We start from the raw sequence: 23,701 nt of genomic DNA, 5'->3' as shown, positions 1-23,701 counted from the left end.
GGTGCTGGTCTCCTCTGTATCGGCTGTTGGCACCAGCCTAGGAAGACCTCACCGGCTGCCGACAGGGACCAATCCCCCGACCCGGAGGGGGTTTTCCCGATATTCAGTGCACGTCGACAAGTGCGTGGTCTTCTCGTCCCATGAGATAGAGAAGCAGCTCGAGCGGTGCCCCGGTGATCGTCGTGGCCTCACCGCTGCCCTTCTTCCCCGCTGTGCGGGTACCGAAGCCCGGAGCTTCGATCGTCACGGGACCCTTCGCCTTCGCCGCGTAGGGCAGGAGGGCCACCTTCGTCTGTGCCCAGACGGTCGCGGTCTCTGCTTTCGACAGCCGACGCGGAATCCACTCGATCGCGGCGCGGCGGATGTCCTCGTGGTGGACGAGGAACTCGGTCGTGTTCATCACCGTCTCCACTCCCGGCAGGGCGCCCGGGGTCCACTTCGGCGGCGCGGCGACGAGTCCGAGCAGCCGACTGAACGGCATCTCGGCGTACTCGTCTTCCTTCGCCCGCAGGCGGTCGGAGAACCTCGGCATGAAGATGCCCGCGGCTGCCCGTGGGTGGCGTTCGCGGATGACGAGGTGGGTGGCAAGGTCCCTGACCGTCCACCCCTCACACAGGGTGGGGGCGTCGTCCCCGGCGCGGCGGGCGGTGTCGACAAGGCGCAGTCGTTCGGCTCGAGCCAGATTGTCTCTCATGATTCTCAGTCTTCCATTCCCGGCTTGGACTCTCCTGGATGCCTGGCCGAACCGCCGCCCGATCGCCTCACCGGCCCGCCCACGCGGTGACGAAGTCGGCGACGCGGGAGATCGACCGATAGTCGGCGAGCTCGTCACCGCGGGTCGGTCCGTCGGTGACGATGACGACGGGTTTGCCTTCTTTCGCGGCCGCCCTGACGAAGCGCAGTCCCGACAGCACCGCCAGCGAGGACCCGAGCACCACGAGACCTGCGGCTCCGTCAGCGATCCGATTGGCTGCCTGGACCCTGGCGGCCGGGACGGAATCGCCGAAGTAGACGACATCGGGTTTGAGCAGCCCACCGCATTCGGGGCAGTCGAGGACGGCGAAACCGGCGGTGTCCTCGAGTTCGACATCGCCGTCGGGTGCGGTTTCGACGTCGATGGGGTCGATGCCGACCTCCTCGGCGAAGTCCGGGTTGAGTTCGCTCAGTCGCCGCTGCACCCAATCGCGGTCGAACAGGTGCCCGTTGCTCAGGCAGATCACCCGGTCGAGGCTGCCGTGGAGGTCGATGACGGGACTCGGCGCCGGCGCTCCGGCACCGTTCCCCCGGTCGGCGGCGACCGCCTCGGCGGCGGCCTGATGGAGTCCATCGACGTTCTGGGTGATGATTCCGGCCACGGACAGCTCGGCCAGGGCGAGGTGGGCGCGGTTGGGTCGGGTGCCGCGCATCCGCGGCCAGCCCATCCATGATCGCGCCCAGTACCTGGCTCGCTGGTCGGGGTGGGAGTGGAAGGTCTGGATCGTCATCGGCTTCCGCGGCGGGGAATCCGGTCCGCGGTAGTCGGGGACGCCTGAGTCCGTGCTCATTCCCGCCCCTGTCAGCACCGCCCAGTCCGCATTCGCATGCTGCCTGGTGAGGACGTCGATGATCTCGGCATCGGAGTGGCTCGCTTCCGGACGCACACGTCCGCGCAGGGGGTCGAAGATGACTGCCATGGCTCCACTGTAGACATCGGATCCGCCCCGTCGCCCAGTTAGGTGGGGCCAGATTGCCATTTTCGCGTCGAGAATGTGCAATCTGGCCCCTCTTAAGTCTCGCCGGCGGGGCGCGCCTGCGACAGCACGGGGCTGACCGGGCGCTCGCCGAGGTCTAAGGTGGGTGCATGGTCACAGTTCTGCTCGTCCATCATTCCCCGTCAGCGGCGACGGTACAGATCGCCGAGGCGGCCGAATCCGGACTGCGCATGCCCGAGCTCGGCGACATCGACGTCACCGTCGGTCCGGCGCTGGAGGCGAGCGTCGAGGATGTGCTCGCCGCTGATGCCTATGTGCTCGGCACGACCGCGAACTTCGGCTATATCTCCGGTGCCCTCAAGCACTTCTTCGACACCACGTATGACGCGGTGCGCGAGCCGACTGCCGGCAGGCCGTTCTCCTACTGGATCCACGGCGGCTATGACACGACCGGGGCCGAGACCGCGATGAAGCAGATCACGACGGGCCTGGGCTGGAAGCTCGCCTTCGACCCGCTCATCTTCACCGGCGAAGTCACCAAGGCGCATTTGGAGCGGGCCACTGAGCTGGCCGCCACAGTCGCAGTCTCCACCCCCTAATTGCTACCTGACGGCGGCCCAGCAACCTCGCGCGAGGTTGCTGGGCCGCCGTCACGTAGTAATTGGGGAGTTTTTGGTGAAAGTACTTTCCAATATGGAAAGTAGTTGGTACTGTGGAATCACTTCCACAGAGCAACCCCAATCAGAGGAACCGACATGAACGCCAACCCCACCCCGCAGCAGGCGGCAGATCTTCTCAGCCAGGTCGAAGCGAACCAATCCCAGGCCCGCGGCGGAGATGCGTGGCCGCTGGTCACACTGCTCTTCGTCCTCTCTACAGGACTTTCCGTCGGGCTCATGGCCATCGGCATCATCGACGACAACACCACCCAGCTCGTCGTCGCCGGAGCCGGACTGAGCTGGATCATTCCTGCCCTGGTCGTCTACCTCGTCAAGGCCCTGTCCTGGAGCCGCCGCTCCACGGCTCTGCTGCTGACATGGCTGGGCGTCATCATCCTCGCCTTCGTCGCCGGCGTCATGGCCGATTCGTTCGCAGTCGGCGGTCCGATCCCGTTCATCGCCGCAGGACTGCTGTGGGTCGCCGCCCCGTTCTTCTCCCTGCTGGCCCTGCGCCGCTGAGGAGGGACCGACGATGACTGCGAAACACAACTCCGCGACCGAACCAGAGGACGCGCGCACCGAAGACGAGACGATCCCCCACCTCGGCGACTCACTGACCCGGCTCGAACCGGAGCTCAACAACCCCACGAGGCTCGGCATCGTCTCGAGCCTGAAGAACCGGGACAGAGCTGAGTTCAAACTGCTGCGCGACAGTCTCGGCGTCTCCGATTCCGTGCTCTCCCGGCACATCACCGCACTCGAGAAAGCCGGAATGATCGAGGTGAAGAAAGGGTACGTGGGCAAACGCCCGCGCACCTGGGTCTCGATCAGCAAAGACGGGAACACCCGTCTCGAGGCACACATCCAAGCACTGCGGGAACTGGCCGGCGCATAGGCCTGAGAATCACTGTTCCCCCTGGTGAGAAGATCAGTTAGGGTGATGGAAACCGATGCAGGGAGGCATGATGACCACACCGACGAGCACCGAGATCCCGCTCCTCGAACTCCACGAAGTCTCGACACTCATTCGGACCAGGCAGCTGTCCTCGCGTGAGGTCACCGAGGCGATGCTCGAGCGCATCGACACCCTCGAACCCCGACTGCAGGCCTTCGCCACGGTCATGGCCGAATCGGCCCTCGCCGAGGCCGACCGCGCCGATGCACTCCTGGCCCGCGGAAACTGGCTCGGCGATCTGCACGGTGTCCCCGTAGCGGTGAAGGATCTCGCGAACACCCACGACGCACCGACTGGTGCGGGCACTACGATCCACTCAAACTTCCGCCCCGACTTCGATGCCACCGTCGTTTCCCGACTGCGGTCCGCCGGAGCCGTCGTCCTCGGCAAACTGCGTCTGACCGAGGGCGCGTTCACCGGCCATCATCCGGACCTGCCGACCCCGGTCAACCCGTGGGATGCCGACACCTGGTCGGGGGTCTCCTCCTCCGGTTCGGGTGTGGCCACCGCGGCCGGGCTCTGCTTCGCCTCACTCGGCTCGGACACCGGTGGATCGATCCGCCTGCCGTCCTCGGCCAACGGCGTCACGGGACTCAAACCGACCTGGGGCCGGGTCTCCCGCCACGGCGTCTTCGCCCTCGCACCCAGCCTCGACCACATCGGGCCGATGACCCGCAGCTCCCGTGACGCCGCGATCGTGCTGCGCGCCATCGCCGGCCACGATCCTGCCGATCCCACCTCGTCGCTCGAACCGGTCCCCGACTATCCACAGGCTCTGCGCGTCGACCGGGCCCCGGTCGTCGGCTTCGACCGCAAGTTGGCTGAAGAGCACTTCGATGCCGCGACGAATGCGATGCTGGAGGACACCATCGAAACGATCACCGACCTGGGATGGCGGGTGCTCGAGGTCGAGACTCCCGGTTTTGAGGCCGCGGCCAAGGAATGGGCGGCTCTGTGCGGGGTCGAGACCGCCGGTGTCCATTCGGAGACGTATCCGGCCCGGGCGGACGAATACGGTCCCGACCTGTCCGGTCTCATCGAGATCGGGCGCGGACTCTCCGCCGTCGACTACCATCGGCTGCTCGAATCGCGGAGAGACTTCACCGGCCGTATGCGCACTCTCATGGCCGATATCGATCTGCTCCTGCTGCCGGGAATCGGCGTCGGCTCACCGACGATTGCGCAGATGGCGAATCTGGGGTCCGATCAGAAGCTGTTCGCCGCGGTCACGGTGCCGACGGCTCCGATCGACAACTGCGGAATGCCGTCGATCACTCTGCCCGCAGGGTTCACCGAGCGGGGCACTCCCCTGGCCGCGCAGTTCGTCGGCGGTGACTTCCAGGAGGCGCACGTTCTGGCCGCCGGTCACGCCTTCCAGCAGGTCACAGGCTTCCACACCCGCCATCCGGCAGTGTAGAAGCAGCACCGCGGCTCACTTCGCCGCGCTGCGGGCCACCATCTCCGTGATCCACGTCGGGGCGAAGGGCGAGGTGCATCCCGGTGAGGTCGGGTAGTCGCGGAGCACGCCGAGGCGCTCACCGATGTCGATGGCCCGGTTCCGCAGGTCCGGGTTCTCGATGCCGATATAGGACAGCGTCTCGTTCATCGCCCATTGCAGACGTTCGGGTGCCTCCGCCATCTCCGCTTCGATTGTGTCCAACAGTCCGGACAGATCGAGGCCATCGGGTTTCCGGTTCACCCGCTCGCTCGTCAGCGCCCATCCGGCGGAGGCGACCACCGGGTCCGGATCGTCCATCCAATCCCGGCGCAGCGCCTCGGCGTGGGGCGACTTCTTGACGATGTAATTGACCAGCCACCCGTGGACCTTCGGGACTCGGGAGTCACGCAGCATCTCATCGAGCTGTGCTTGACTCCAGGCCTTCGGGCGCATGATGAGAATTGCGACGAGGCGGGCCGCGGTGTCTCCCGACGCCCAGAGTTCAGCGGCGAGTTCGTCGTTCTTCTTCAGGTCTTTCGCTACGGCCCGCAGCTTCGTGAGGTTGACCGCGTGGTCGTCGCCGTGGCGGGCGTTGACGGCACGGATCTTCTCATCCTCGAGCGAGGCCAGAGTGGCGAGCACTTCGGTGCTGGTGGTCATGGTGTCCTCCCGGATCGGGTCCGTGTCGGCGCCGAATGCGCGCATCGGTGTGAGCCGATGATAGCCGACGCACAGGCGACGCGGCAGAAGTTCTGTCGGCAGTCCGGCTCAGTCGTCAGCATCAACATGAGGTGAGGCATCGAATTCGGTGCGCGCCTTCTTCGCATGGCTGAAGCCGACGATGACGACGATCATGCCGACGGCGGCGCCGATGACGGTTTCGATGGCGCGGGAGGCCAGCAGCTCCGGAACCGGGTGCGGGGCGCCGATCTGGGTCATGAGCAGGGCCAGCAGTGTGATGAAGAGCAGAGCCACCGAATAGTTGCGCAGCACGAAGATCTCGGCGAGGAACTGCAGCAGGATCACCCACACCACCAGCTGCCACGCCTCGGTGGGGAACGACAGCAGGAACGCGGTGACGATCACGCCCAGCAGGGTTCCGACCACACGCTGGACGCCGCGCTTGAGACGGGCCGAGCGGCCGGGCGGAGTGATCGGGGCGACCGCCGCGACCATCGCCCAATAGCTGTGGGACAGAAGCGGCAGCACATCGATGAGCAGGGTGCCGAGAATTCCGGCGATGAACGGGGCGATCGTGAATCGGGCGGCATGGGCTGCCAGGTCGGACTTGCCCACCGGCGACAGCCCCACCCGCACATAGGTCTCCTTCTCCGGAGGCATGCGTTCCCCGGCGAAGTGGGCAAGCGCTCCGAGACCGATGCACACCAACGCCGAGGCAGCCGCCACTCCCATCGCCACCGGCACCGATGCGCCGCCCGGAATGGATCCGACGGCTCCGGTGGCGAAGATGAAGAAGATCGACCCGCCGGGTTTGAGCCGGAAGCGCAGGGCGATGGCCGCACCCGCACCGGACACGAGCGAAGTGATGACGACGAGCACCCACACCGAGGCTCCGAGGCTGCTGAGCAGGGCCCCGATCCCCACGCAGATGACAAGGACGGCGGCTGCGATCGACTGGCGTCTGGTCCGCGATCGTGGGGATTCGAAGCGCGCGTAGATACCGGTGAACGCACCGAAGGCGGCATAGACGGCGAGGTCGAGGCGGTCGATTCCGAGCAGCACGAGGAGCGGGACGGCGACTCCCAAGGCGATGCGGAACGCGGGAATATGGTCGCGCTCGCCCGGTGGGATGCGGAAGAACTCCTGTACGTGGCTCAAACGGATTCGGCCTCTTTCGACATCGGAAACGGACCCCGGTGACGGGATCGCTGACATGGGTGGGTGAGCTGAGTGCTCCCTTCGATCGTAGTCCGCCGCAGGCGCGCTTCGATGTCATCTGCCGACAGGAGTGATCAACCTCGCTCGCCGAGGCGACCGACCGAGACCGTGAACGCCACCGTCAACGTCGACGAGGCCGAATGCGGTCATCCTGTCCCGTCCGAACGCGTGCCGCCTGCCGGTTGAGATGGTCGCGTTCGGCGAGGCTGCCGGCACGTTCGGCGGCCCGAGCGTAGAGGTCGGCGGCCCGCTGCGGCTCCCCTGCCCGTTCGCGCAGGTGCGCTTCGACGGCGAAATAGCGCGGCAGGCCCTCGTCCAGGCCCCGAAGCTCGGTCAGGCCCGCCGCCGGCCCGTCGGCCTCCCCGACGGCCACGGCCCGATTGAGACGCACTATCGGGGTATCGCGCAGCGCCAGCAGTTCGTCGTACCACTGAACGATCTGCACCCAGTCGGTGTCCTCGACACTCTGCGCGTCGGCGTGGAGAGCCGCAATGGCAGCCTGCGCCTGATATTGGCCGATTTCGTCGCGGGCAAGCGCCGCCTGCAGGAGATCAATGCCCTCGACGATGAGCCGTCGATCCCACAGGGTGCGGTCCTGATCGGCCAGGGCGATGAGTCGGCCGTCCGGGCCGAACCGGGCGTCGCGGCGGGCGTGGTGGAGGAGCATGAGGGCGAGCAGTCCGTCCACCTCGGCGGAGTCGATCATCGACGTAAGCGTGCGCGTCAGGCGGATCGCCTCGGCGACGAGGTCGACGTCTCCCGAGTGACCTTCGTTGAACACGAGGTAGAGGGTGGTGAGCACCGAGGACAGGTCGCCGGGTCGGTTGAGCCGCGCCCCTGCGATCGTGGCCTTGGCGCGGCTGATGCGCTGGGCCATCGTCGACTCGGGCACCATATAGGCTTCGGCGATCTGCTTCGTCGTCAGTCCACCCACCGCCCGCAGGGTCAGGGCCACCGCCGAGGCGGGGCTGAGGTCGGGATGGGCGCAGAGGATATAGAGGTCGAGGGTGTCATCGGCGTTCGGAACGCCGTCGGTCCCGGGTTCGGCCGAGGCTCCGGGTGAGGCGAGGGTGGCGGCCATGACCCGTTCCTCACGTTTCATCCGCGATCCTTCAGATCGCACGGTGTCGAGGAACTTCCGCCATGCCACCGTCACGAGCCAGCCCCGCCGGTCACGCGGCGGGTCGGACGGCCACGATCGCAGGGCTTCGATGAGCGCGTCCTGAACGGCATCCTCGGCGGTCGGGAAGTCTGCTCCACGACTGACGAGGATGCCGATCACGGCGGGGACGAGCTCACGCAGCTCCGCCTCGGCGAGGGGATCCGGATCGATCATCGCGGACTCCGTTCGCTTCCCTGATCATTCGTCCACGCTGGGTGCGTGGTCGAGGAACGGGCGCAGTTCGAGCCATTCGTTGATCGGCTCCCCTCCCTTGCCCGGTGCCGCGGACAGCTCGCCGGCGAGTTCGAGAGCGCGGTCGTAGTTCTCGACGTCGATGACCATCCACCCGGCGATGAGGTCCTTCGTCTCCGGGAAGGGACCGTCGGTGACCGGAGGCTTGCCCGGTCCGCCGGATCGGACGAAGGTGCCTTCGGGCGAGAGCGCCTGGGAGTCGACGAATTCGCCGGAGTCCTTGAGCTTGTCGGCGAAGGCGTTCATGTACGCCACATGCGCGTCGACTTCGTCGGGACTCCACTGATCCATCGGGGTGTAGTTCATGAGGTCGCTCGACATCCGATAGTGCTTGAGCATGAGGTACTTGGCCATGATGGTCTCCTTGTCTCGTGCCGCTCGCACGGGTTGTGCTCGCTGACATGTCTGGGACGCAGCCGGACTCGTGTTCTCGACATCGCCGGCGAAGAATTCTCGATCTTCTTCGGCGCCGAAGCCGAACACAGTCCCAGAATAGGCCGATGTGTCCGTCCTGGAACATGCGTCACCGGATCCGAACACGAATCGGCCCAGGTCACGGCTCCGCGCTGAGAGGCTTGTCTTGTACGAAACACCGACAGCCTTTTGCACACGAGACCAAGGAGCAGATCATGAAGGCACAGACACTTCTCAAGACCATCACCGTTGCCGGAGCTCTCGCCGCGACCCTGACGCTCTCGGCCTGCGATATGAATATCACCTTCGGCCCCGAGGGCCAGGGGCAAGAGCAGGGCCAGGAGCAGGGCGGCCAGCAGGCGCAGCAGACCGAGGACACCGAGACGACCGCCGAAGAACCGGCATCGGATTCGGGCTCCACCTCGGACTCCGCCGGTTCGGACTCTACCGGATCGGATTCGACGGGCACGACGGATAACGGCACCACCGACACCGGCACCACCGGCAGCGGCGGATCCACGGACTCCGCCAGCGCCTCCTCGGCGAGTGATTCCTCCACATCGAACGGATCGTCATCGAACGGTTCCACATCGAACGGATCCTCGTCGTCGAGCGGAACGACCGACAACGGCTACCAGGGCCCGCGGATCGGCGAAGACGGAGTCGAACTCGATGCCGACGGCAACGGCAAGATCCCCGCCGACGTTCTCGAGGCGGACATCAAGAACGCCTACGCCAAGCAGGGCACCACGGTCGACAACGTCGACTGCTACTCCGACCTGCGGATCTTCTCCCACAGCGGCTCGCAGAACTGCACCGTCACCGCTGCCGGCAAGAATCACTACGGCACTGTGAAGATCACTTCGGCGTCGCAGTCCGGCATCGGCTACAGCCTCGAATTCCCGAACATCTGAGCCGACCCCGCACGCTCGCCTCATCGGCGCAGCGATCTCGATCCGCTCTCCTCGAGCAGCCGCGATTCGCCTGACGAAGTGCGCGCATCCCCACCCGTACTCCCCTGGCCCGCATCGGCCCGGGGAGTGCGGTCATTCACGTCGTGGAACACGTCGGCTTCCTGTGGTGTTGTTCTGAGGCGGTTGCTGACAGAGACGGCAGCCGCCAGGACAGACAGTCTGCACGACAGAGACAGATAGGAGCACCATCATGGCCATCACCGATAAGAAGGTCGCATTCCTCCTCACCCGCGGGGTCGAGCAGATCGAACTCACCAGTCCCCGCGCCGGACTCGACGAGGCCGGTGCGACGACCGTCATCGTCTCCCCGTCAAAGGGCACACTGCAGGCGATGGAAGGCGATTGGGAGCATGCCGAGACCTTCGACGTCGACGTTCCCGTCGCCGAGGCCTCGGTCGATGACTTCGACGCCCTCGTCCTGCCCGGCGGCACCCTCAACGCCGATGCCCTGCGTCTGGATGAGGACGCCGTCAACCTCGTCAAGGCGTTCTTCGCCGCCGACAAGCCCGTCGCGGCAATCTGCCATGCCCCATGGATCCTCGCCGAGGCGGGAGTGGCCAAGGGACGGAAGCTGACGTCCTTCATATCGACGAAGACCGACCTGATCAACGCCGGTGCCGACTGGACCGACGCCGAGGTTGTCGTCGACGGCAACCTCATCACCTCCCGCAACCCCGGCGACCTCGACGCGTTCAACAAGGCGATCGCCGAGAAGCTGAGCTGACCGGAAACGTCGACACAATCAGGGCAAGCCTCGACGAGCTCCTCGGAACGATCGTTCCGGGGAGTTCTTCTGTTCGACACCTGAGGTATTGACAGCCCCGATTATGATCTACTCATGTCAGCTTCCCCGTTCGTCAAGGCGACGACTCCTGCCCTCGCGGCCGTTCTCATCGGACTGCTCCTCACGCTCATCGCAGCCCCGTCCCCCGCGAACGCCGCGTATCCGACCGCGGGGGCGATCGGGACGATGCACAAGTCGCTCGGCGGAAACGGCGGCAAGCTCGGTCCGGCCGTCGGTCCGCAACGCTGCACGCTGGTCCAGAAGGGCTGCTATCAGTCGTTCAAGAACGGCAGCATCCATTGGACGAAGTCGACCGGTGCGCATGCCACGTGGGGTGCGATCCGCACCGCGTGGAAGAAGTCCGGCTGGGAACGCGGAGTTCTGGGATATCCGACGAGCAATGAGTACCGCTCCGGGTCCGAGACCCGGCAGAAGTTCCAGCACGGCATGATCGTGTGGACGGCGAAGTCCGGGGCGAAGGTGCAGGTGACGAAGACGGCGGCTCCGGCGTCGTTCACAGTATCGGGATCGGGGTTCGGCCACGGCGTCGGCATGAGCCAGTACGGAGCGCGTGGCATGGCCGCAGCCGGGAAGACATCGACTCAGATCCTTCAGCACTACTACACCGGCGCGAAGGTGACGACGACGTCGAAGAACGCCGACGACAGGCTGAGGGTGCAGCTGCTGACCGGGAAGAAGTCGGTGACGATCACTCCCCGGTCCGGGAAACTGAGGGTCAAGATCGGGTCGAAGACCGTCGAGTCGGGAGCGACGGTCACGGTCGAGCGCACCTCGACCGGCACGGTCAAGGCGAAGGTCGGGTCGAAGAGCTATGCGGCCTCGAAGCTCATCGTCGAATGGCAGGGAACTCGCTATTGGAAGTCATCCTCGGCGACGACGGTGTCGGTCAGCGGTGCACAGAACGGGGCGACCGGCGCCTACCGGCACGGGCGGATCGAGATCGGGCAGCTGAAGAGCTCGCTCAATGTCATCAACGTGGTGGGTCTCAACAGCGAATATCTGCCGGGCATCGCCGAGGTGCCGGCATCATGGCAGTCCGAGGCACTGCGTGCTCAGGCCATCGCCTCCCGCACCTATGCCTATCGCAACCTCGGTACTCCGAAGTCCGCGTGCGACTGCAATGTCTACGACGAAGTGGCCTCGCAGCGTTTCCTCGGGTGGACTCATGAGAACGCAAGCGATTCGGGTCCGTGGCGCAAGGCCGTGGCGGCGACCCAGACGATGAGCGGTTCGACGGTGAAGTCCGCGCGCGTCGTGACGTACAAGGGCAGCCTCATCGACGCCGTGTACTCCTCTTCTGCCGGGGCCAAGACGCATTCGGCCGCCGAGGTGTGGGGATCACCCGTGCCCTACCTCGTCTCCGTCGATGACTCACCGTCGAAGTATGCCTCCGCGAAGAACCCGAACGCCTCGTGGACGGTGACGATCAAGCAGACCGCTATGGCGCGGGCCTTCGGGCTGGCAGATGTCCGGTCTGTGACGGTGACGAAGACCGGGTCAGGTCTGGTGAAGACGGTGAAAGCCACCTCGGTGAAGGGGAAGACCGCGAGCCTCACCGGCAGTCAGCTGCGAACGAAGCTCACACTCAAGTCCGCATCGTTCGGTGTGAAGTGACATGACGTCGTGAGATGAATCGACGTGCCCCGACACCCTCTTCCGGGTGTCGGGGCGCGGTTATGGTCTCCGACCGGTTCGAACGCTGGCTCGGGCGCCGGATCAGACGCCGGCAGGGGTGAGCAGACCCCGGTCGACGAGTTCGGCTTCCTTCTCGCGCACGATCGGGATGACGGTCTTGCCGAACGCCTCGAGTTCCTCCTGGAAGTGGAGGAAACCGGTGAGGATGAGGTCGACGCCGATCTTCTTGTACTCGATGATGCGGTCGGCGACCTGTTCGGGAGTGCCGATGAGCTGGGTGCGGAAGCCGTCGTTGTACTGGACGAGGTCTTCGAAGCTCGAATCCGCCCACATGCCCTTCTTATCGTGAGTCGAGGCACCGGCCTGCTGCACGGACTTGCGGAATCCTTCGACGGCGCCTTCGTCGGCTTTGGCAATGATCTCGCGCAGCTGTTCGCGGGCCTTGGCTTCGGTGTCGCGGACGATGGCGAACCCGTTGAGTCCGAATCGGACCTTCCGATTGTGCGCCCGAGCCACCTCGGTGACATCGTCGTACTGTTCGCGGAATCCGTCGCAGTCCTTGCCGTTGGAGAAGTACCAGTCGGCGTGCTTGCCGCCGTTGATGCGCGCGGCCGACGAGTTTCCGCCTTGGAAGATCTCCGGGTGGGGGCGGCCTTCGACCGGGTAGGGTCCGGGACGGAGGGTGAAGTCGTCGACGGTGTAGAAGTTGCCGCGGTACTCGACGTTCTCCTCGGTGAAGAGCTTGCGGACGACGTCCATGAACTCCGCGGACCGGCGGTAGCGTTCGCCGTGTTCGAGCCAGGGCAGGCCGAGGCGGGTGTACTCATCCTTGAACCAGCCGGAGACGACGTTGATCGCGGCCCGGCCCTTGCTGAACTGGTCGGCGGTGAGGATGAACTTCGCGAGCACGGCCGGTTCCCAGATGCCCGGATGGATGGCGGCGATGACCTTGAGCTTCTCCGTGGCCAGGGCCAGCGCGAGCGAGGTGGCGGTCGACTCGTGCTGCTGGGCCGCACCATAGCTCGAGAGGTACCGAACCTGACTGAGCGCGTATTCGTAGCCGACGGCCTCGGCGGTCTGCGCAAGCTTGACGTTGTAGTCGTAGCCCCAGTCGGTGCGCTGTTCGATGTTCGACACGACCAGGCCGCCGGAGACGTTGGGCACCCAGTAGGCGAACTTCAGGTCTTCGGGCTCACCGGTATAGATCGGGTTGGCGTGGATGTTCGTCATTGTGTGTCCCTTCCCATCGAAACTGGCATGAGCACCGTGTCCGCGGGTCGTGCGCTGCGCAGGCTGCGGGTTGCGCGATCTGTCCGCCCCGGACCGGTTGCTGCGACGTCATCGGGCCAGTTCCCTGAGGTCGCTCGTGATGTGTGCAGGTGTGCAATATCTTGTGTGCAGGTGTGCTGTGCCAGACTACTGAGACGCAGACCACACGCGGCGGACAGATTTCGCGAAGCGACGCACGCCGTCACAATGACGCACTTCGCCAAGAACCGTCATCCGATTTGCGTTCCGGCAACGGCCGTCTGCTGCACCCAGCTCCGCATCCCTCACCCTTGGCGGCACACCACCTCGTTGCACCGGTGCGTGGAGGCAGGAACGATGAGGGATGCGGACGCACCTGGAGGAGGTGGCACGAATGGCGTGAACTGCCACGAACGGTGTGGGATGCTCGAAAACACCATCGGTCACCCCGCCTCATTGAGGTCAACGCGCACTGGCCGAGCTGTCGAGGGTCAGAAGCCGGTGAATCGACGAAGTCCCGGCCCGCAGAAACTGCGAGACCGGGACTTCCGTGGCGGAGGATAGGGGATTCGAACCCCTGAGGGCGTTAACCCAACCCGCGTTCCAGGCGAGCGCCATAGGCCACTAGGCGAATCCTCCGCGGATCAGCTTATCCGAGTCATGACGACAATGCGAAATCGCGGTGGCCGAGTGTGAAGCATCCCACTTCCCGCAGGTGAACAGGCGACCTCGGACTCGGCTTCCGACCGCGAATATTCGACCTCATCACCCGACGGCACACGGTTCAGTCGGCCACGGCGCGCAGATGCCGTTGTGCCTGCGGCTGCGCCTCGGGACGCCTGCGTTCGATGCTGCCGTCGTTGACCCAGCCGTGCAGCGTCTCCAAGCGAGACCGCGACACCGTGTCCACGGGCTGATAGGCCGAGAGCGTCAGCCTCTGGTTCTCCTGCGCGATGAGCGTCGTCATCGTCAGCTTGAGCGTGCCCACATACGGGTTCTCAATGGTCTTGACCCGCCCCACGGAACGACCGACCGTTCCCGAATCCCAGAGTCGGCAGAATTCCGGATTCCTGCGCAGCCGCGACAGCAGCGGCGACCATTCCGGATCGTCGATCGACTCCGCGTAGGAGGCACGCAGTTTCGCCACGACCTGCGCCCGGTGGCCGTCATCGGAGTGGAAGGTTCGCGCCCATTCCGGGTTCTCGAAGGACTGGATCGCGCAGTTCCGGTCGGCCGGAGTGAGTGCTTCGAGGTCGGAGGCGAGATACCGTTCGACGGAGTTGAACGCGAGGATCGTGTACCGCGGGTCGGTGACCATCGCCGGCAGCGGCAGCAGTTCGTCGAGCAGGCTGCGCATCTGCTCGCCGACCGCCGAGTCCCCGGGGTTCGCCACCCGGTCCGGGTATCCGCCCAGCAGGAAGAGATGGGCACGCTCCTCACGGTCGAGCAGCAGCGCCTCGGCGATGGACTCGAGCACCGACTCCGAGGGATGGACCTCACGCCCCTGCTCCAGCCAGGTGTACCAACTGGTGCCGATGTTCGCGAGCACCGCGACCTCTTCACGCCGCAGTCCCGGCACCCTCCGCCGAGTACCGGCCGCAAGACCGACCTCGCAGGGCCGCACCCGATTGCGTCGCGAGCGCAGGAATCGTCCGAGCTCCTCGGTTCTCACTTGTGCCATGCCTCCATTGTCCGCCCGACGGTCAGGCTCTTCCACCCTGTCACCGCTCTCAACCTGGTGGTCCGACCAACACCATCGACACGCCCTCCCACTGCCCCGCGGCCCATCGCAGACTGGATCCATGAGAGATTCCCACACGCAGACATCATCGACCTCTGCCGATGAGGTTCCGACATCGGCCCCCACCGAGGCGGCTCCCGGTCACGGACCCAACGTCGACCCCGCGCCCACCGCAGGCCATCCCGCCCCGGTGCTTTGGCCGCTTCACCTCGGCGCGTTCCTCGCGACGTTCATGTTCTCCGTCTCGAACGTCGCAATCCCCGCGGTGAAGGCCGACATCGGTGCGAGTGATGCGACCTCGGCCCTCATCGTCGGTCTGTTCTCCGCAGCCTTTGCCTCCGGCCTCATCCTCTGCGGTCGCATCGGGGACCGCTTCGGGCGTCGCCGCCTGTTCATGATCGGCACGGGCGCACTCGTCATCACCTCAATAGCCGTCGGACTGGCACCCGATCCGCTCTTCCTGCTCGTGGCTCGCGCAGCCCAGGGCTCGGCAGCGGCGATGATGATGCCGCAGATCCTCGCGAGCTTCCAGCATTCGCTCTCCGGGGCCGCACGGCTGAAGGCGATCAGCCTCTTCGGCGCGTTCTCCGGAGTCGGCACCGTCGGCGGTCAGGTCCTCGGCGGAGGACTCATCTCCCTCTTCGGCGAGACCTGGGGGTGGCGAGCGGCGTTCCTCAGCTGCGCGCTCGCCGCCGCAGCCGCCTATCTCGGTTCCCTGCGACTGACCGAATCACGCAGCACCGATCCGGCACCCCTCGACGCCCCCGGCGCGATCCTCCTCGGCGTGGGCATGATGAGCCTCGTCACCGGACTGGCGCTGGGACCGGTCACCGGCTGGCTGCCCATACCGGCGATCCTGCTGACGGTCAGCGCCTTGAGCTTCGCGACTTTCGTCGTTTGGCAGTCCCGAGCCGACGCGACAGGCAGGTTCCCACTCATCCCGCCCGCCGTCGTCGCGGTCCCAGCCGCGTGGGTGGGAATGCTCATGGCCTTCGTCTTCTTCGCGGGGTTCGGCACCTTCCTCTTCAACTTCTCCTTGGTCTCCCAGACCGGACATGCCGATCCGGCATATATCTCGGGTCTCACCCTCGCCGTTTTCTGCATCGCGTTCCTCGTCTCCTCTCTGTACGTCCATAGTCTTGTCGGATTCTTCACCGGTCCAGGCACCATGCTGCTGGGCACCTGCCTGCAGATCGCAGGACTTCTCGGCATCGCATGGGTCTCTTCGAGCGCAGGAACAGGGTGGCACCTGTGGTTCCAGGGTCCTGCGCTCGTCCTCGGCGCGGGGCAGGCCATGCAGTTCGGCCCCTTGGTGGGCACAATCGTCGGCGCCGTCCCCGACCGAGTCGCCGGGCTGAGCGGCGGTCTCATCGCAACAATGCAGCAAGCGGGGATCGCTGTGGGCGTGGCGCTGCTGGGCGCGCTCTTCCACTCGTTCACAGCCGCCTTCGGCTTCGACGTCGCGTTCGGCATTGCCTGCCTGGTGCAGATTCTGCTGAGCTTCGTCTTCGGCGCCGGCGCGTGGTATCTGCGCCATGCGGCCCGTCCGCGTGTGGCCCCGCCCACTCGTTTTGTCCGCCGAGGCCGCTCTCGACTAGACTGATTCACGGCTCCCCGTGCGGCGTCATCTTGTGAACTCCCCCAGGGCCGGAAGGCAGCAAGGGTAAGCGAGCTCTGTCGGGTGCACGGGGAGTCCTCTATTCCCCGACAACTCCCCAACATCACAATTCCACAACTCCCCTTATCCCCCATCTGCCCAGGTCAGCTCTGCCTCCACGGCCATTCGGTCACCGGATTCGGCGCCGCGATGCAAATTCGTTAATACTTTCGTGATTTTGCTTCATTACCATGAATCGCAGTTCTCATCCCTGTGCTTGAACGAGGTTTCCCTGTTGTCCACGAAGATCCACGGGGCCGTTGCCGCCCTGTCGGCACTGGCCCTGCTCACGGCGTGCACGCCGTCGAGCGATGATCCCGATGCCACCCGTGATGGCGCGAACAAGACCGCCGAGGCGGCCGCGGATCCCGTATTCCGCGTCGGATCCATCACCGCCGAAGCAGCAGAATCCGCGACCGAATCGACGTCGACGTCCCAGCCCAGCGACGATGCGACCTCCACCGCGGAACCGAGTCCGGCCACCGATGCTGCGACCGCGATGCCCGGCGCCGGAGACTTCGGGGAAGTGACCGAATCCGGCGACGAGATCGATCTGGAAGCCGGCCAGAGGATCGGCATCTCCGTCGAGAACGCCGACCTCAGTGACATCTCCGTCACCGAGGAGGCCCACCCCCGAATCGCGCACGATCCCGGCACATTCTTCGATGCTTCCGGTACCGCGCTCGAGTCAGAGGAGGACGCCCAAGCCGGTTCGTCGACACCGAGCTCCACCGAATCCGGATCCAGCGACGACGAGTCCACGGAAGAGTCGAAGGGCAGCGATTCAGAGAGCAAGGACGATGCCGAAGCGGTCTCCGCCCCGGATGACTCCGCCGCCTGGATCTCGACCTACGGCCTCGTCGCCGACAGCGAATACACCGTGAAGGTCACCGCCACTGCTGCTGACGGAGACGAAGTCGACCTCGACGCAACGATCACTGTCGGCGCCAGCGACGGGGCACCGATGTCGGTGCGCACGACACTCGCCGATGACCAGACGGTCGGCGTCGCGGCCCCCATCATGCTCAACTTCGGTTCCACCGTGTCCGAGGAATTCCGTGACGATGTGGAACGTCGACTCTCGGTCAAGGTCACCGACGAAGACGGCGAGGAGCGTGAGGTCGAAGGCTCGTGGGGTTGGCTCTATGACGATCCGCAGTCCCGCCTGCACTTCCGTCCGAAGGAGTTCTGGCCCGCTCATTCCAAGGTCTCCGTCGACGTTCCGCTCAAGGACGTGCCGACGGGTGAGAACAGCGTGGGACAGAACGATCTCACCCTCGATTTCGAGATCGGACGCAAACAGGTCGTCAAGGCCGACGTGAAGACCCACCGGATGACCGTCACCCGTGACGGCAAGACGGTCATGGACTTCCCGGCCTCCCTCGGCGCACCGAAGTCACCCTCGTACAACGGCACGCACGTGGTGATGTCGAAGGCCGCCGACTATACGATGACCTCCGAGCAGTGGGACTACGAGACCGATGTCCAGTGGGCTGTGCGCATCCACAACAACGGCGAATTCATTCACGCTGCTCCCTGGTCGGCAGGCGTGCAGGGTTCTCAGAACGTCTCGCACGGCTGCGTCAACCTCACCACCGCACGGGCGAAGGAATACTATGACTCCGCGATCTTCGGTGATCCCGTCGAGATCACCGGTTCGCAGGTGAGCCTGTCGACCAATGACAGCGACATCTCGGACTGGGTCTATTCCTGGGATGAATGGAAGAAGCTGAGCGCCCTCGATTGAGAGCGCCCAGCTCGCCCGGCTGATTCGGCTGCTGCTTCGCCGTCGACCTACTTGTCGAGCTTCTCGACAGCTTTGTCGATCATCGGCACATAGCGCTCGAGCGTCCAGGGGACGGTGAGCGGGTTGATGATCGAGGAGCCGGTGACGAAGGGCTGGTCATCCGGAGCCACGACGGCCCCGGCTTTGATCGCCGGAATGTTAGCATACAGTCCCTGCGATTCGATCTCTTTCCTGTTCTTCTCATCGGAGTAGAAGGTGAAGATGAGGTCCGAATCGTTGAGCTTGTCCGCGTTCTCCAGACCGATGAGCGCTGAATCCGTTCCGGGCTCGTCGTAGTCCTCCTTCAGCTCGTCGATGATCGGATCCGGGGTCAGCCCGAGCGCCGAGACCATCGCCACCCGCTGCTCGTTGGGGTAGAAGACGCCGAGGGTGCCGGGACCCGAGTTGTAGATGAAGGAGAATGTGAGGTCCTTGTATTCCTCCCGCTTCGCCTCTTTCAGCTGCGTCTTGATGTCGTCGACGAGTCCTTCGGATTCCTCTTCCTGGCCGAGCGCCTTGCCGATCGTGGTGATCTGCTCATCCCACTTGATCGTCCACGGCTGCTTCGGGTACGCCACGGTCGGGGCGATGGCATCGAGCTGCTCATACTGGTCGGCCGTGATTCCCGACCAGGGAGCGAGGATGACATCGGGTTCGAGCTCGGCAATGGCCTCGACGTCGAGTTCCGTATCGCCCTGGAACTGTTCGGGCAGCTTCTCGCCCTTGTCCTTCACGGCCTCGTAGATCCACGGCATATAGCCGGTGTCATCGGATCCCCAGGCGTATTCCTCCATACCGACCGGAGTCTTGCCCAACGCGATCGCGGTCTCCGTCGATCCCTGACCGAGGGTGACGACGCGCTCGGGCTCGGACTCGATGACCGCTTCGCCGAGTGCGTGCTTGATCGTCACGGTCTCGAAATTCGCTGACCCGGACCCCTCCGCGGCCTGCGATCCCTGCCCGCAGGCGGTGGCGGTGAGCGAGAGTGCGACGAGCGCTCCGGCGATGACGGCCCGGCGGCTGTGAGGAACTGACATTCCTGTCCTTTCGACAGTGGTCGGAGCCGGTTGCGGCTCCTCGACATTAACGTAGGACAGCCTAACTTAACCAAGGGCGCACTTGGCAATACATGTGACTCACTTCACGTCAATCGTCTTCATCTGCTCACAGCGGAAACCCTCGCCGAGGCGACCATGCGAACCGTAGGCTCACCCCATGACCGACATGCTCCCGCACAGCTCGACCCCGCCGCTGCTGTGGCGTGAAGCGCTCGGCCGCGCTCTCCGCCTGCGCCGCACCGATCTGGGTCTCACCCTGGCTCAGGTCTCCGCCCGGTCCGGGGTCTCGACCCAGTTCCTCTCCGAGATCGAACGCGGCCTCAAGGACCCGTCGTCCGAGGTCATCGAGGCCGTGGCCGAGGTACTCGGGCTCCAGCTGCCGCAGATCCTCGTGCTCGCGGCCCTCGGCCTGACCTCTGGTGTTCCTGCAACCGCGCTGCTGTCGGCGACCGGGATGACGCAAGCCGCACCTGCTCCGCCGGCAGCGGGTCAGGTGCGGCTCGCTCTGGCGGCTTAGCCGTTCCCGGCCTCGGTCCTGTTCGCCCTCAGCACCTCGAGGCGGGCGCGATATTCGGCCTCCTCGATGTCACCCTGGGCGAAGCGCTGCGCCAGAGTCGCCTCGGCGCTCCTCGTTCCTTCTCGTGCCGCAGCCGCCCACGGCGGTCCCCCGGCCTGCCGCCACCGGCGACGGTTGAGCGTCACGATGAGAGTGACGATGAGTCCGATGACGAGGACCCAGAAGATCGGGATGAGGAAGAAGAACGGCCAGGCCAGCGGTCCGTGTTCCATGTGCATGATGCCTCCTTGGCGGGTGTCCACGCCGTTCGTGGACCTGGTATCCATGACACACCTCGAACCGGTCGCAGCGAATCCGCTGGTGGGAGTCACCTGTCCTGCTCCGCACGGAGCACCACTCAGTGCTCGTTCAGCCAGCCGGGCGAGACCAGCCCCGATTCGTAGGCGAGGACGACGAGATGAACACGGTCCCTGGCCCCGACCTTCGTCATGATGCGCGAGACATGCGTCTTCGCGGTCAGCGGGGAGAGCACGAGCGAGTCGGCGATCTCATCGTTCGACTGACCGCGGCCGACGAGCGCGAGGACTTCGCGTTCGCGGTCGGTCAGCACGTCGAGTCCCGCATCCGGCTCTGCTTTCAGGCCCAAGGACATGCGGGAGAGCAGGTACTTCGTGACTTCGGGTGAAAGCAGAGCCTCACCGGCGGCCACGACGCGCACGGCGCGGATGAGGTCGGTCGGATCGGTGTCCTTGAGGAGGAATCCGCTGGCCCCGGCCCGCACGGCGCGGACGATGTATTCGTCGAGCCCGAAGGTCGTCACGAGCACCACGCGCACGGCGTCGAGCCGCGGATCGGCGGCGATCTCCTCCGTCGCCCACAGGCCGTCTCCGTCGGGCATGCGGATGTCCATGAGAACGACGTCGACGGGTGCCGTGCGCAGCGCTTCGAGCAGGGCCCGCCCGCCGGAGGCTTGGATCGTGACCTCGATATCGTCCTCGGAATCGAGCAGTGAGGCGAAGCCGGCGCGCACGAGCTGATGGTCATCGGCAATGGCGACTCGGATCGGTGTCATCGCTGTGCCTCCTCGTCGCGAGTCTCTGCAGGGTCGGCGTTCCAGGGAAGGTCGACGTCGACGGTGGTTCCCCGCTGGCCCTCCGACGTCAGGGTGAGTGACCCTTGGAGCAGCTTCGCCCTCTCACGCATGCCCATGATTCCCGTCCCTTCGACTTCTCCGGACATTCCCGATCCGTCATCGCTGATGCGCACGTGCAGCCGGTCCGAATTCCGCTCGATCACGACACGTGCACTGTCAGCGCGAGCATGTCTGAGCACATTGGTCAGTGCTTCCTGAATGATCCGATAGGCGGCTGCGTCCGTCGATTGACCGGGCTGCTCCCGCGCTCCGTCGGAGTCTGTGGCTCGCCGATCGTCCACGCTGATGTCCGTGGAGCCGACGAGGCGGGAGACCAATGTCGGAACAGCGTCGAGGCCGAGCACCGGTGCCAAGGGTGCCGGTCCAGAGGCTTCCGCAGCACCGGTGTCGGAGCGCATCGTGTGCAGCACGGTGCGCACTTCGTTGAGTCCGGTGCGGCTGAGTTCTCTGATGGCCGCAAGTGCCGAACGCGCCTGTTCGGGATCGCGGTCGATGAGGTGTTCGCCGACTCCGGCTTGGACGTTGATCTGGGACAGTGCATGGCCGAGGACGTCGTGGAGATCCCGGGCGATGCGCAGCCGTTCGGCCTGGACCACCTCGGCGCGGTGGGCGCTCTGCTGGGCGGCCTCCTGGCGACGCAGTTCGCTGCGGCGGCGGACGAAAGCACCGATGCCCACGGCAATGGCCAGTCCGATCGTCGCCGAGACCACTCGCCCCACCGACCACTCGATTCCCAGCAGGGGACCGAGCAGCAGGCTTCCCAACCAGACTCCCACCGCCGAGGCGATCGCCCAGAGTCCACGTCCGCGAACCATCGCTGCGACGACGGCGAAGAGGAAGGCGGCGTAGAACGGCGTCGCTCCTGGTCCGGCCGGTGACCACGGTCCGTGGTCGCCCCACGCGTCCGGTCGCATGCCGACGTCGCCGGGGCCCGAATCGGGCGTCGCTGCCGCCCACACCAGGATGTCGAGGACGACGAGTCCTGCCAGTGCGGCCACGCGCGGTCCGGGCCACCTCGCAGCGAAGAGGAAGACCGCCGGGGAGACGACCGCAGTGCCGATGCGCACGATCATCGCGGCCGCAGACGTCTCGGTGTGGAAGGCGAGGACGATCGCGAAGGGCAGCTGCAGCACCACCGCGGCGACGGTGAGCAGGACGATTCGTCTGCGTGTGCGCGGCGAAGATCCTGCCGCGCGGGCGCGACGATCTCGACGGTCCGGTCTCATCCTCCGATCGTAGCGACCCGGCCAGGATGTCGTCGTCATCCTCGGGGAGTACGTTCGACCACCACGCGGGGAGCAGTGAGTCAGAGGATGACGTCGACGAGTCCGAAGTCCCGCGCCGCTCTTGCGTCGAGAACGAGATCGCGATCGAAGTCACGGTGGATCTGCTCCGGGGTCCGTCCCGTGCTGTCGGCGAGCATCTCTTCGACGTCACGGCGCTGCCGGACGATCTCGTCTGCGGCGACGATGAGGTCGGGGATCGTGCCGCGTGCACCTTCGGCATGCGGCTGCCGCAGCACGGCGCGGGCGTGTGCGAGCATGGCCCGCCGGCCCGGTTCTCCGGCGGCCAGGAGCACGGCCGCATCGGCGACCGCCTGCCCGACGCAGGTGGTGGCCACGGGCGCACCGATGTGGTGCATTGCGTCGAAGATCGCGGTCATCGCGGTCAGAGAGCCGCCTGGGGAGTTGATGTACATGCTGATCGGCAGGTCCCGGCTGCTCGAATCGAGGTGGAGCAGCTGCGCAATGATCGTGTTCGCCACTCCGTCGTCGATGGGCACGCCGAGGTAGACGATGCGGTTGCCGAGCAGGTGCGAGTAGACGTCGACGATCTTCTCGCTGCCACCGGTCCGGTCGACGACGTTGGGGATCGTGTACTGGCTCATCGCCCTCCTCCGATCTGGACGTGCAGGTCGGCCGGGGAGTCGATGATGCGGTCGATGAGTCCGTACTCGATCGCCTCCTCGGCGGTGAACCACCGGTCTCGCAGGGAGTCTTCGAAGATGCGTTCGTAGGTCTGCCCGGTCGCCTCGGCGATCCGGTGCAGGACGGTGTCCCTGACCGAACGGAGGTCGTCGCCCTGGAGTTCGATGTCGGCGGCGGCTCCGCCGATCCCGCTCGAGCCCTGGTGGAGGAGGATGCGGGCGTGGGGCAGAGCGAGTCTTCTTCCCGGCGTGCCCATCATGAGCACGAACTGTCCCGCCGAGGCGGCCCACCCGAAGGCGATCGTGACCACGTCGTTGGGCAGGGCGGCGATGGTGTCGGAGATCGCGTGCATCATCGGCACTGACCCGCCGGGAGAGTTGATCCACAGGTGGATATCGGAGCGCGGATCCTCGGCGGAGAGGAGGACGAGTCGGGAGATGATCTCCATTCCGTTCTCGTCCCGCAGCTCGCCGTTGAAGACGACGGATCGGTAGGCGTAGAGCATGCGCTGGGATTCGGGGATCGCGGTCGTCGTCGGAGACTCGTCGGCCTCGGCGAACACCGATGGGTTGGTTGCGATTCGTGTGTGCATGTCTCAACTGTGCGACCCAGCGACGGCGGCCCGAGCACGGATCCGCTGGAAGCGGGACCGTGCCGCTGTGAGCGGACGGGCACCGGCATCTGAGGCTCCGGCGACCCTTGACTCTTCGACCGGGCGCGGACTTAGGA

General features: G+C 65.6%; 24 protein-coding genes, 1 tRNA gene and 1 other RNA gene. 11 read left to right on the top strand and 15 right to left on the bottom strand.

Going from position 1 to position 23,701, the window contains the following annotated elements; translation table 11 throughout:
- Nucleotides 1-103 precede the first annotated feature (103 nt).
- Together QYM46_RS04870 and QYM46_RS04865 are read right to left on the bottom strand one after the other, a co-directional pair.
- On the bottom strand, nucleotides 104-694 hold the full coding sequence (locus tag QYM46_RS04870; RefSeq protein WP_169251556.1) for a TIGR03085 family metal-binding protein: 591 nt from the start codon (nucleotides 692-694) through the stop codon (nucleotides 104-106).
- A 67-nt stretch (nucleotides 695-761) separates the two neighbouring features.
- Nucleotides 762-1,673, bottom strand: a complete 912-nt coding sequence (locus QYM46_RS04865; RefSeq protein WP_169251555.1) for a Sir2 family NAD-dependent protein deacetylase — start codon at nucleotides 1,671-1,673, stop codon at nucleotides 762-764.
- 167 nt (nucleotides 1,674-1,840) lie between these two features.
- On the opposite strand from QYM46_RS04865, the gene QYM46_RS04860 reads away from it, so the two are divergent.
- From QYM46_RS04860 to QYM46_RS04845, 4 genes are all read left to right on the top strand, one after another.
- Nucleotides 1,841-2,290: a flavodoxin family protein gene (locus QYM46_RS04860; RefSeq protein WP_432791083.1), complete on the top strand. Its 450-nt coding sequence runs from the start codon at nucleotides 1,841-1,843 to the stop codon at nucleotides 2,288-2,290.
- A 156-nt stretch (nucleotides 2,291-2,446) separates the two neighbouring features.
- Nucleotides 2,447-2,869, top strand: coding sequence for a hypothetical protein (locus tag QYM46_RS04855; protein WP_169251553.1), 423 nt, complete (start codon nucleotides 2,447-2,449; stop codon nucleotides 2,867-2,869).
- A gap of 13 nt (nucleotides 2,870-2,882) precedes the next feature.
- Complete coding sequence (locus QYM46_RS04850) at nucleotides 2,883-3,245, top strand: winged helix-turn-helix domain-containing protein (RefSeq protein ID WP_432791082.1); 363 nt, start codon at nucleotides 2,883-2,885, stop codon at nucleotides 3,243-3,245.
- Between the two features lie 70 nt (nucleotides 3,246-3,315).
- Nucleotides 3,316-4,722, top strand: a complete 1,407-nt coding sequence (locus QYM46_RS04845; RefSeq protein WP_432791081.1) for an amidase — start codon at nucleotides 3,316-3,318, stop codon at nucleotides 4,720-4,722.
- A gap of 15 nt (nucleotides 4,723-4,737) precedes the next feature.
- Here the strand turns inward: QYM46_RS04845 and QYM46_RS04840 are convergent, their stop codons facing one another.
- The 4 genes from QYM46_RS04840 to QYM46_RS04825 all read right to left on the bottom strand — a co-directional run bounded on the left by QYM46_RS04840 (nucleotide 4,738) and on the right by QYM46_RS04825 (nucleotide 8,410).
- Nucleotides 4,738-5,403 carry a DNA alkylation repair protein gene (locus QYM46_RS04840; RefSeq protein ID WP_432791080.1) on the bottom strand — a complete coding sequence of 222 codons (666 nt, stop codon included), beginning with the start codon at nucleotides 5,401-5,403 and terminating at the stop codon, nucleotides 4,738-4,740.
- Nucleotides 5,404-5,511: 108 nt separating this feature from the next.
- Entirely contained in the window at nucleotides 5,512-6,582 is a 1,071-nt protein-coding gene (locus QYM46_RS04835; protein ID WP_432791079.1) for an FUSC family protein, read from the bottom strand.
- A gap of 181 nt (nucleotides 6,583-6,763) precedes the next feature.
- Nucleotides 6,764-7,978 (bottom strand): RNA polymerase sigma factor, encoded by a 1,215-nt coding sequence (locus tag QYM46_RS04830; protein ID WP_432791078.1) that lies wholly within the window; start codon nucleotides 7,976-7,978, stop codon nucleotides 6,764-6,766.
- Nucleotides 7,979-8,002: 24 nt separating this feature from the next.
- Nucleotides 8,003-8,410 carry a YciI family protein gene (locus tag QYM46_RS04825; protein WP_432791077.1) on the bottom strand — a complete coding sequence of 136 codons (408 nt, stop codon included), beginning with the start codon at nucleotides 8,408-8,410 and terminating at the stop codon, nucleotides 8,003-8,005.
- A gap of 275 nt (nucleotides 8,411-8,685) precedes the next feature.
- Between QYM46_RS04825 and QYM46_RS04820 the strand changes: the two genes are divergently transcribed.
- The 3 genes from QYM46_RS04820 (at nucleotide 8,686) to QYM46_RS04810 (ending at nucleotide 11,863) form a co-directional block, all read left to right on the top strand.
- Entirely contained in the window at nucleotides 8,686-9,384 is a 699-nt protein-coding gene (locus tag QYM46_RS04820; RefSeq protein WP_432791076.1) for a hypothetical protein, read from the top strand.
- Nucleotides 9,385-9,634: 250 nt separating this feature from the next.
- Nucleotides 9,635-10,168 carry a type 1 glutamine amidotransferase domain-containing protein gene (locus tag QYM46_RS04815; protein WP_169251545.1) on the top strand — a complete coding sequence of 178 codons (534 nt, stop codon included), beginning with the start codon at nucleotides 9,635-9,637 and terminating at the stop codon, nucleotides 10,166-10,168.
- Nucleotides 10,169-10,282: 114 nt separating this feature from the next.
- Nucleotides 10,283-11,863 (top strand): SpoIID/LytB domain-containing protein, encoded by a 1,581-nt coding sequence (locus tag QYM46_RS04810; RefSeq protein ID WP_432791075.1) that lies wholly within the window; start codon nucleotides 10,283-10,285, stop codon nucleotides 11,861-11,863.
- A gap of 102 nt (nucleotides 11,864-11,965) precedes the next feature.
- On the opposite strand, the gene sfnG is transcribed toward QYM46_RS04810, so the two are convergent.
- The 3 genes from sfnG to QYM46_RS04795 all read right to left on the bottom strand — a co-directional run bounded on the left by sfnG (nucleotide 11,966) and on the right by QYM46_RS04795 (nucleotide 14,813).
- Entirely contained in the window at nucleotides 11,966-13,114 is a 1,149-nt protein-coding gene (gene sfnG, locus QYM46_RS04805; RefSeq protein ID WP_432791074.1) for a dimethylsulfone monooxygenase SfnG, read from the bottom strand.
- 569 nt (nucleotides 13,115-13,683) lie between these two features.
- Nucleotides 13,684-13,771: transfer RNA gene (locus QYM46_RS04800), tRNA-Ser, on the bottom strand.
- 145 nt (nucleotides 13,772-13,916) lie between these two features.
- On the bottom strand, nucleotides 13,917-14,813 hold the full coding sequence (locus QYM46_RS04795) for a helix-turn-helix transcriptional regulator (protein ID WP_432791073.1): 897 nt from the start codon (nucleotides 14,811-14,813) through the stop codon (nucleotides 13,917-13,919).
- Nucleotides 14,814-14,934: 121 nt separating this feature from the next.
- Here QYM46_RS04795 and QYM46_RS04790 point away from each other — a divergent pair, with 121 nt between their 5' ends.
- The 3 genes from QYM46_RS04790 to QYM46_RS04780 all read left to right on the top strand — a co-directional run bounded on the left by QYM46_RS04790 (nucleotide 14,935) and on the right by QYM46_RS04780 (nucleotide 18,277).
- A complete protein-coding gene (locus QYM46_RS04790; protein ID WP_432791072.1) occupies nucleotides 14,935-16,476 on the top strand; it encodes an MFS transporter in 1,542 nt (513 codons plus the stop codon).
- A gap of 2 nt (nucleotides 16,477-16,478) precedes the next feature.
- An RNA gene (gene ffs / locus QYM46_RS04785) (signal recognition particle sRNA small type) lies at nucleotides 16,479-16,574 on the top strand.
- Between the two features lie 191 nt (nucleotides 16,575-16,765).
- Nucleotides 16,766-18,277, top strand: a complete 1,512-nt coding sequence (locus tag QYM46_RS04780; protein WP_432791071.1) for an Ig-like domain-containing protein — start codon at nucleotides 16,766-16,768, stop codon at nucleotides 18,275-18,277.
- A gap of 47 nt (nucleotides 18,278-18,324) precedes the next feature.
- Here the strand turns inward: QYM46_RS04780 and QYM46_RS04775 are convergent, their stop codons facing one another.
- Nucleotides 18,325-19,353, bottom strand: coding sequence for an iron-siderophore ABC transporter substrate-binding protein (locus QYM46_RS04775; RefSeq protein WP_432791070.1), 1,029 nt, complete (start codon nucleotides 19,351-19,353; stop codon nucleotides 18,325-18,327).
- 178 nt (nucleotides 19,354-19,531) lie between these two features.
- On the opposite strand from QYM46_RS04775, the gene QYM46_RS04770 reads away from it, so the two are divergent.
- A complete protein-coding gene (locus tag QYM46_RS04770; protein ID WP_432791069.1) occupies nucleotides 19,532-19,891 on the top strand; it encodes a helix-turn-helix domain-containing protein in 360 nt (119 codons plus the stop codon).
- Here QYM46_RS04770 and QYM46_RS04765 read toward each other — a convergent pair.
- The 5 genes from QYM46_RS04765 to QYM46_RS04745 all read right to left on the bottom strand — a co-directional run bounded on the left by QYM46_RS04765 (nucleotide 19,888) and on the right by QYM46_RS04745 (nucleotide 23,564).
- Nucleotides 19,888-20,217, bottom strand: a complete 330-nt coding sequence (locus tag QYM46_RS04765; protein WP_248279111.1) for an SHOCT domain-containing protein — start codon at nucleotides 20,215-20,217, stop codon at nucleotides 19,888-19,890. The two genes, QYM46_RS04770 and QYM46_RS04765, sit on opposite strands and share 4 nt — an antisense overlap.
- 71 nt (nucleotides 20,218-20,288) lie before the next feature.
- Nucleotides 20,289-20,963: a response regulator transcription factor gene (locus tag QYM46_RS04760; RefSeq protein WP_432791068.1), complete on the bottom strand. Its 675-nt coding sequence runs from the start codon at nucleotides 20,961-20,963 to the stop codon at nucleotides 20,289-20,291.
- Nucleotides 20,960-22,270, bottom strand: coding sequence for a sensor histidine kinase (locus tag QYM46_RS04755; RefSeq protein ID WP_432791067.1), 1,311 nt, complete (start codon nucleotides 22,268-22,270; stop codon nucleotides 20,960-20,962). The genes QYM46_RS04760 and QYM46_RS04755 overlap by 4 nt, the downstream gene beginning before the upstream one ends.
- A gap of 80 nt (nucleotides 22,271-22,350) precedes the next feature.
- Nucleotides 22,351-22,932 carry a ClpP family protease gene (locus tag QYM46_RS04750; RefSeq protein ID WP_432791066.1) on the bottom strand — a complete coding sequence of 194 codons (582 nt, stop codon included), beginning with the start codon at nucleotides 22,930-22,932 and terminating at the stop codon, nucleotides 22,351-22,353.
- Nucleotides 22,929-23,564, bottom strand: a complete 636-nt coding sequence (locus tag QYM46_RS04745; protein WP_432791065.1) for a ClpP family protease — start codon at nucleotides 23,562-23,564, stop codon at nucleotides 22,929-22,931. Before QYM46_RS04745 ends, QYM46_RS04750 begins: the two co-directional genes overlap by 4 nt.
- Between the last annotated feature and the right edge of the window lie 137 nt (nucleotides 23,565-23,701).

Source organism: Brevibacterium sp. K11IcPPYGO002, from assembly GCF_050920635.1.
GTDB lineage: Bacteria > Actinomycetota > Actinomycetes > Actinomycetales > Brevibacteriaceae > Brevibacterium.
This window is presented reverse-complemented; position numbering and strand designations above follow the sequence as displayed.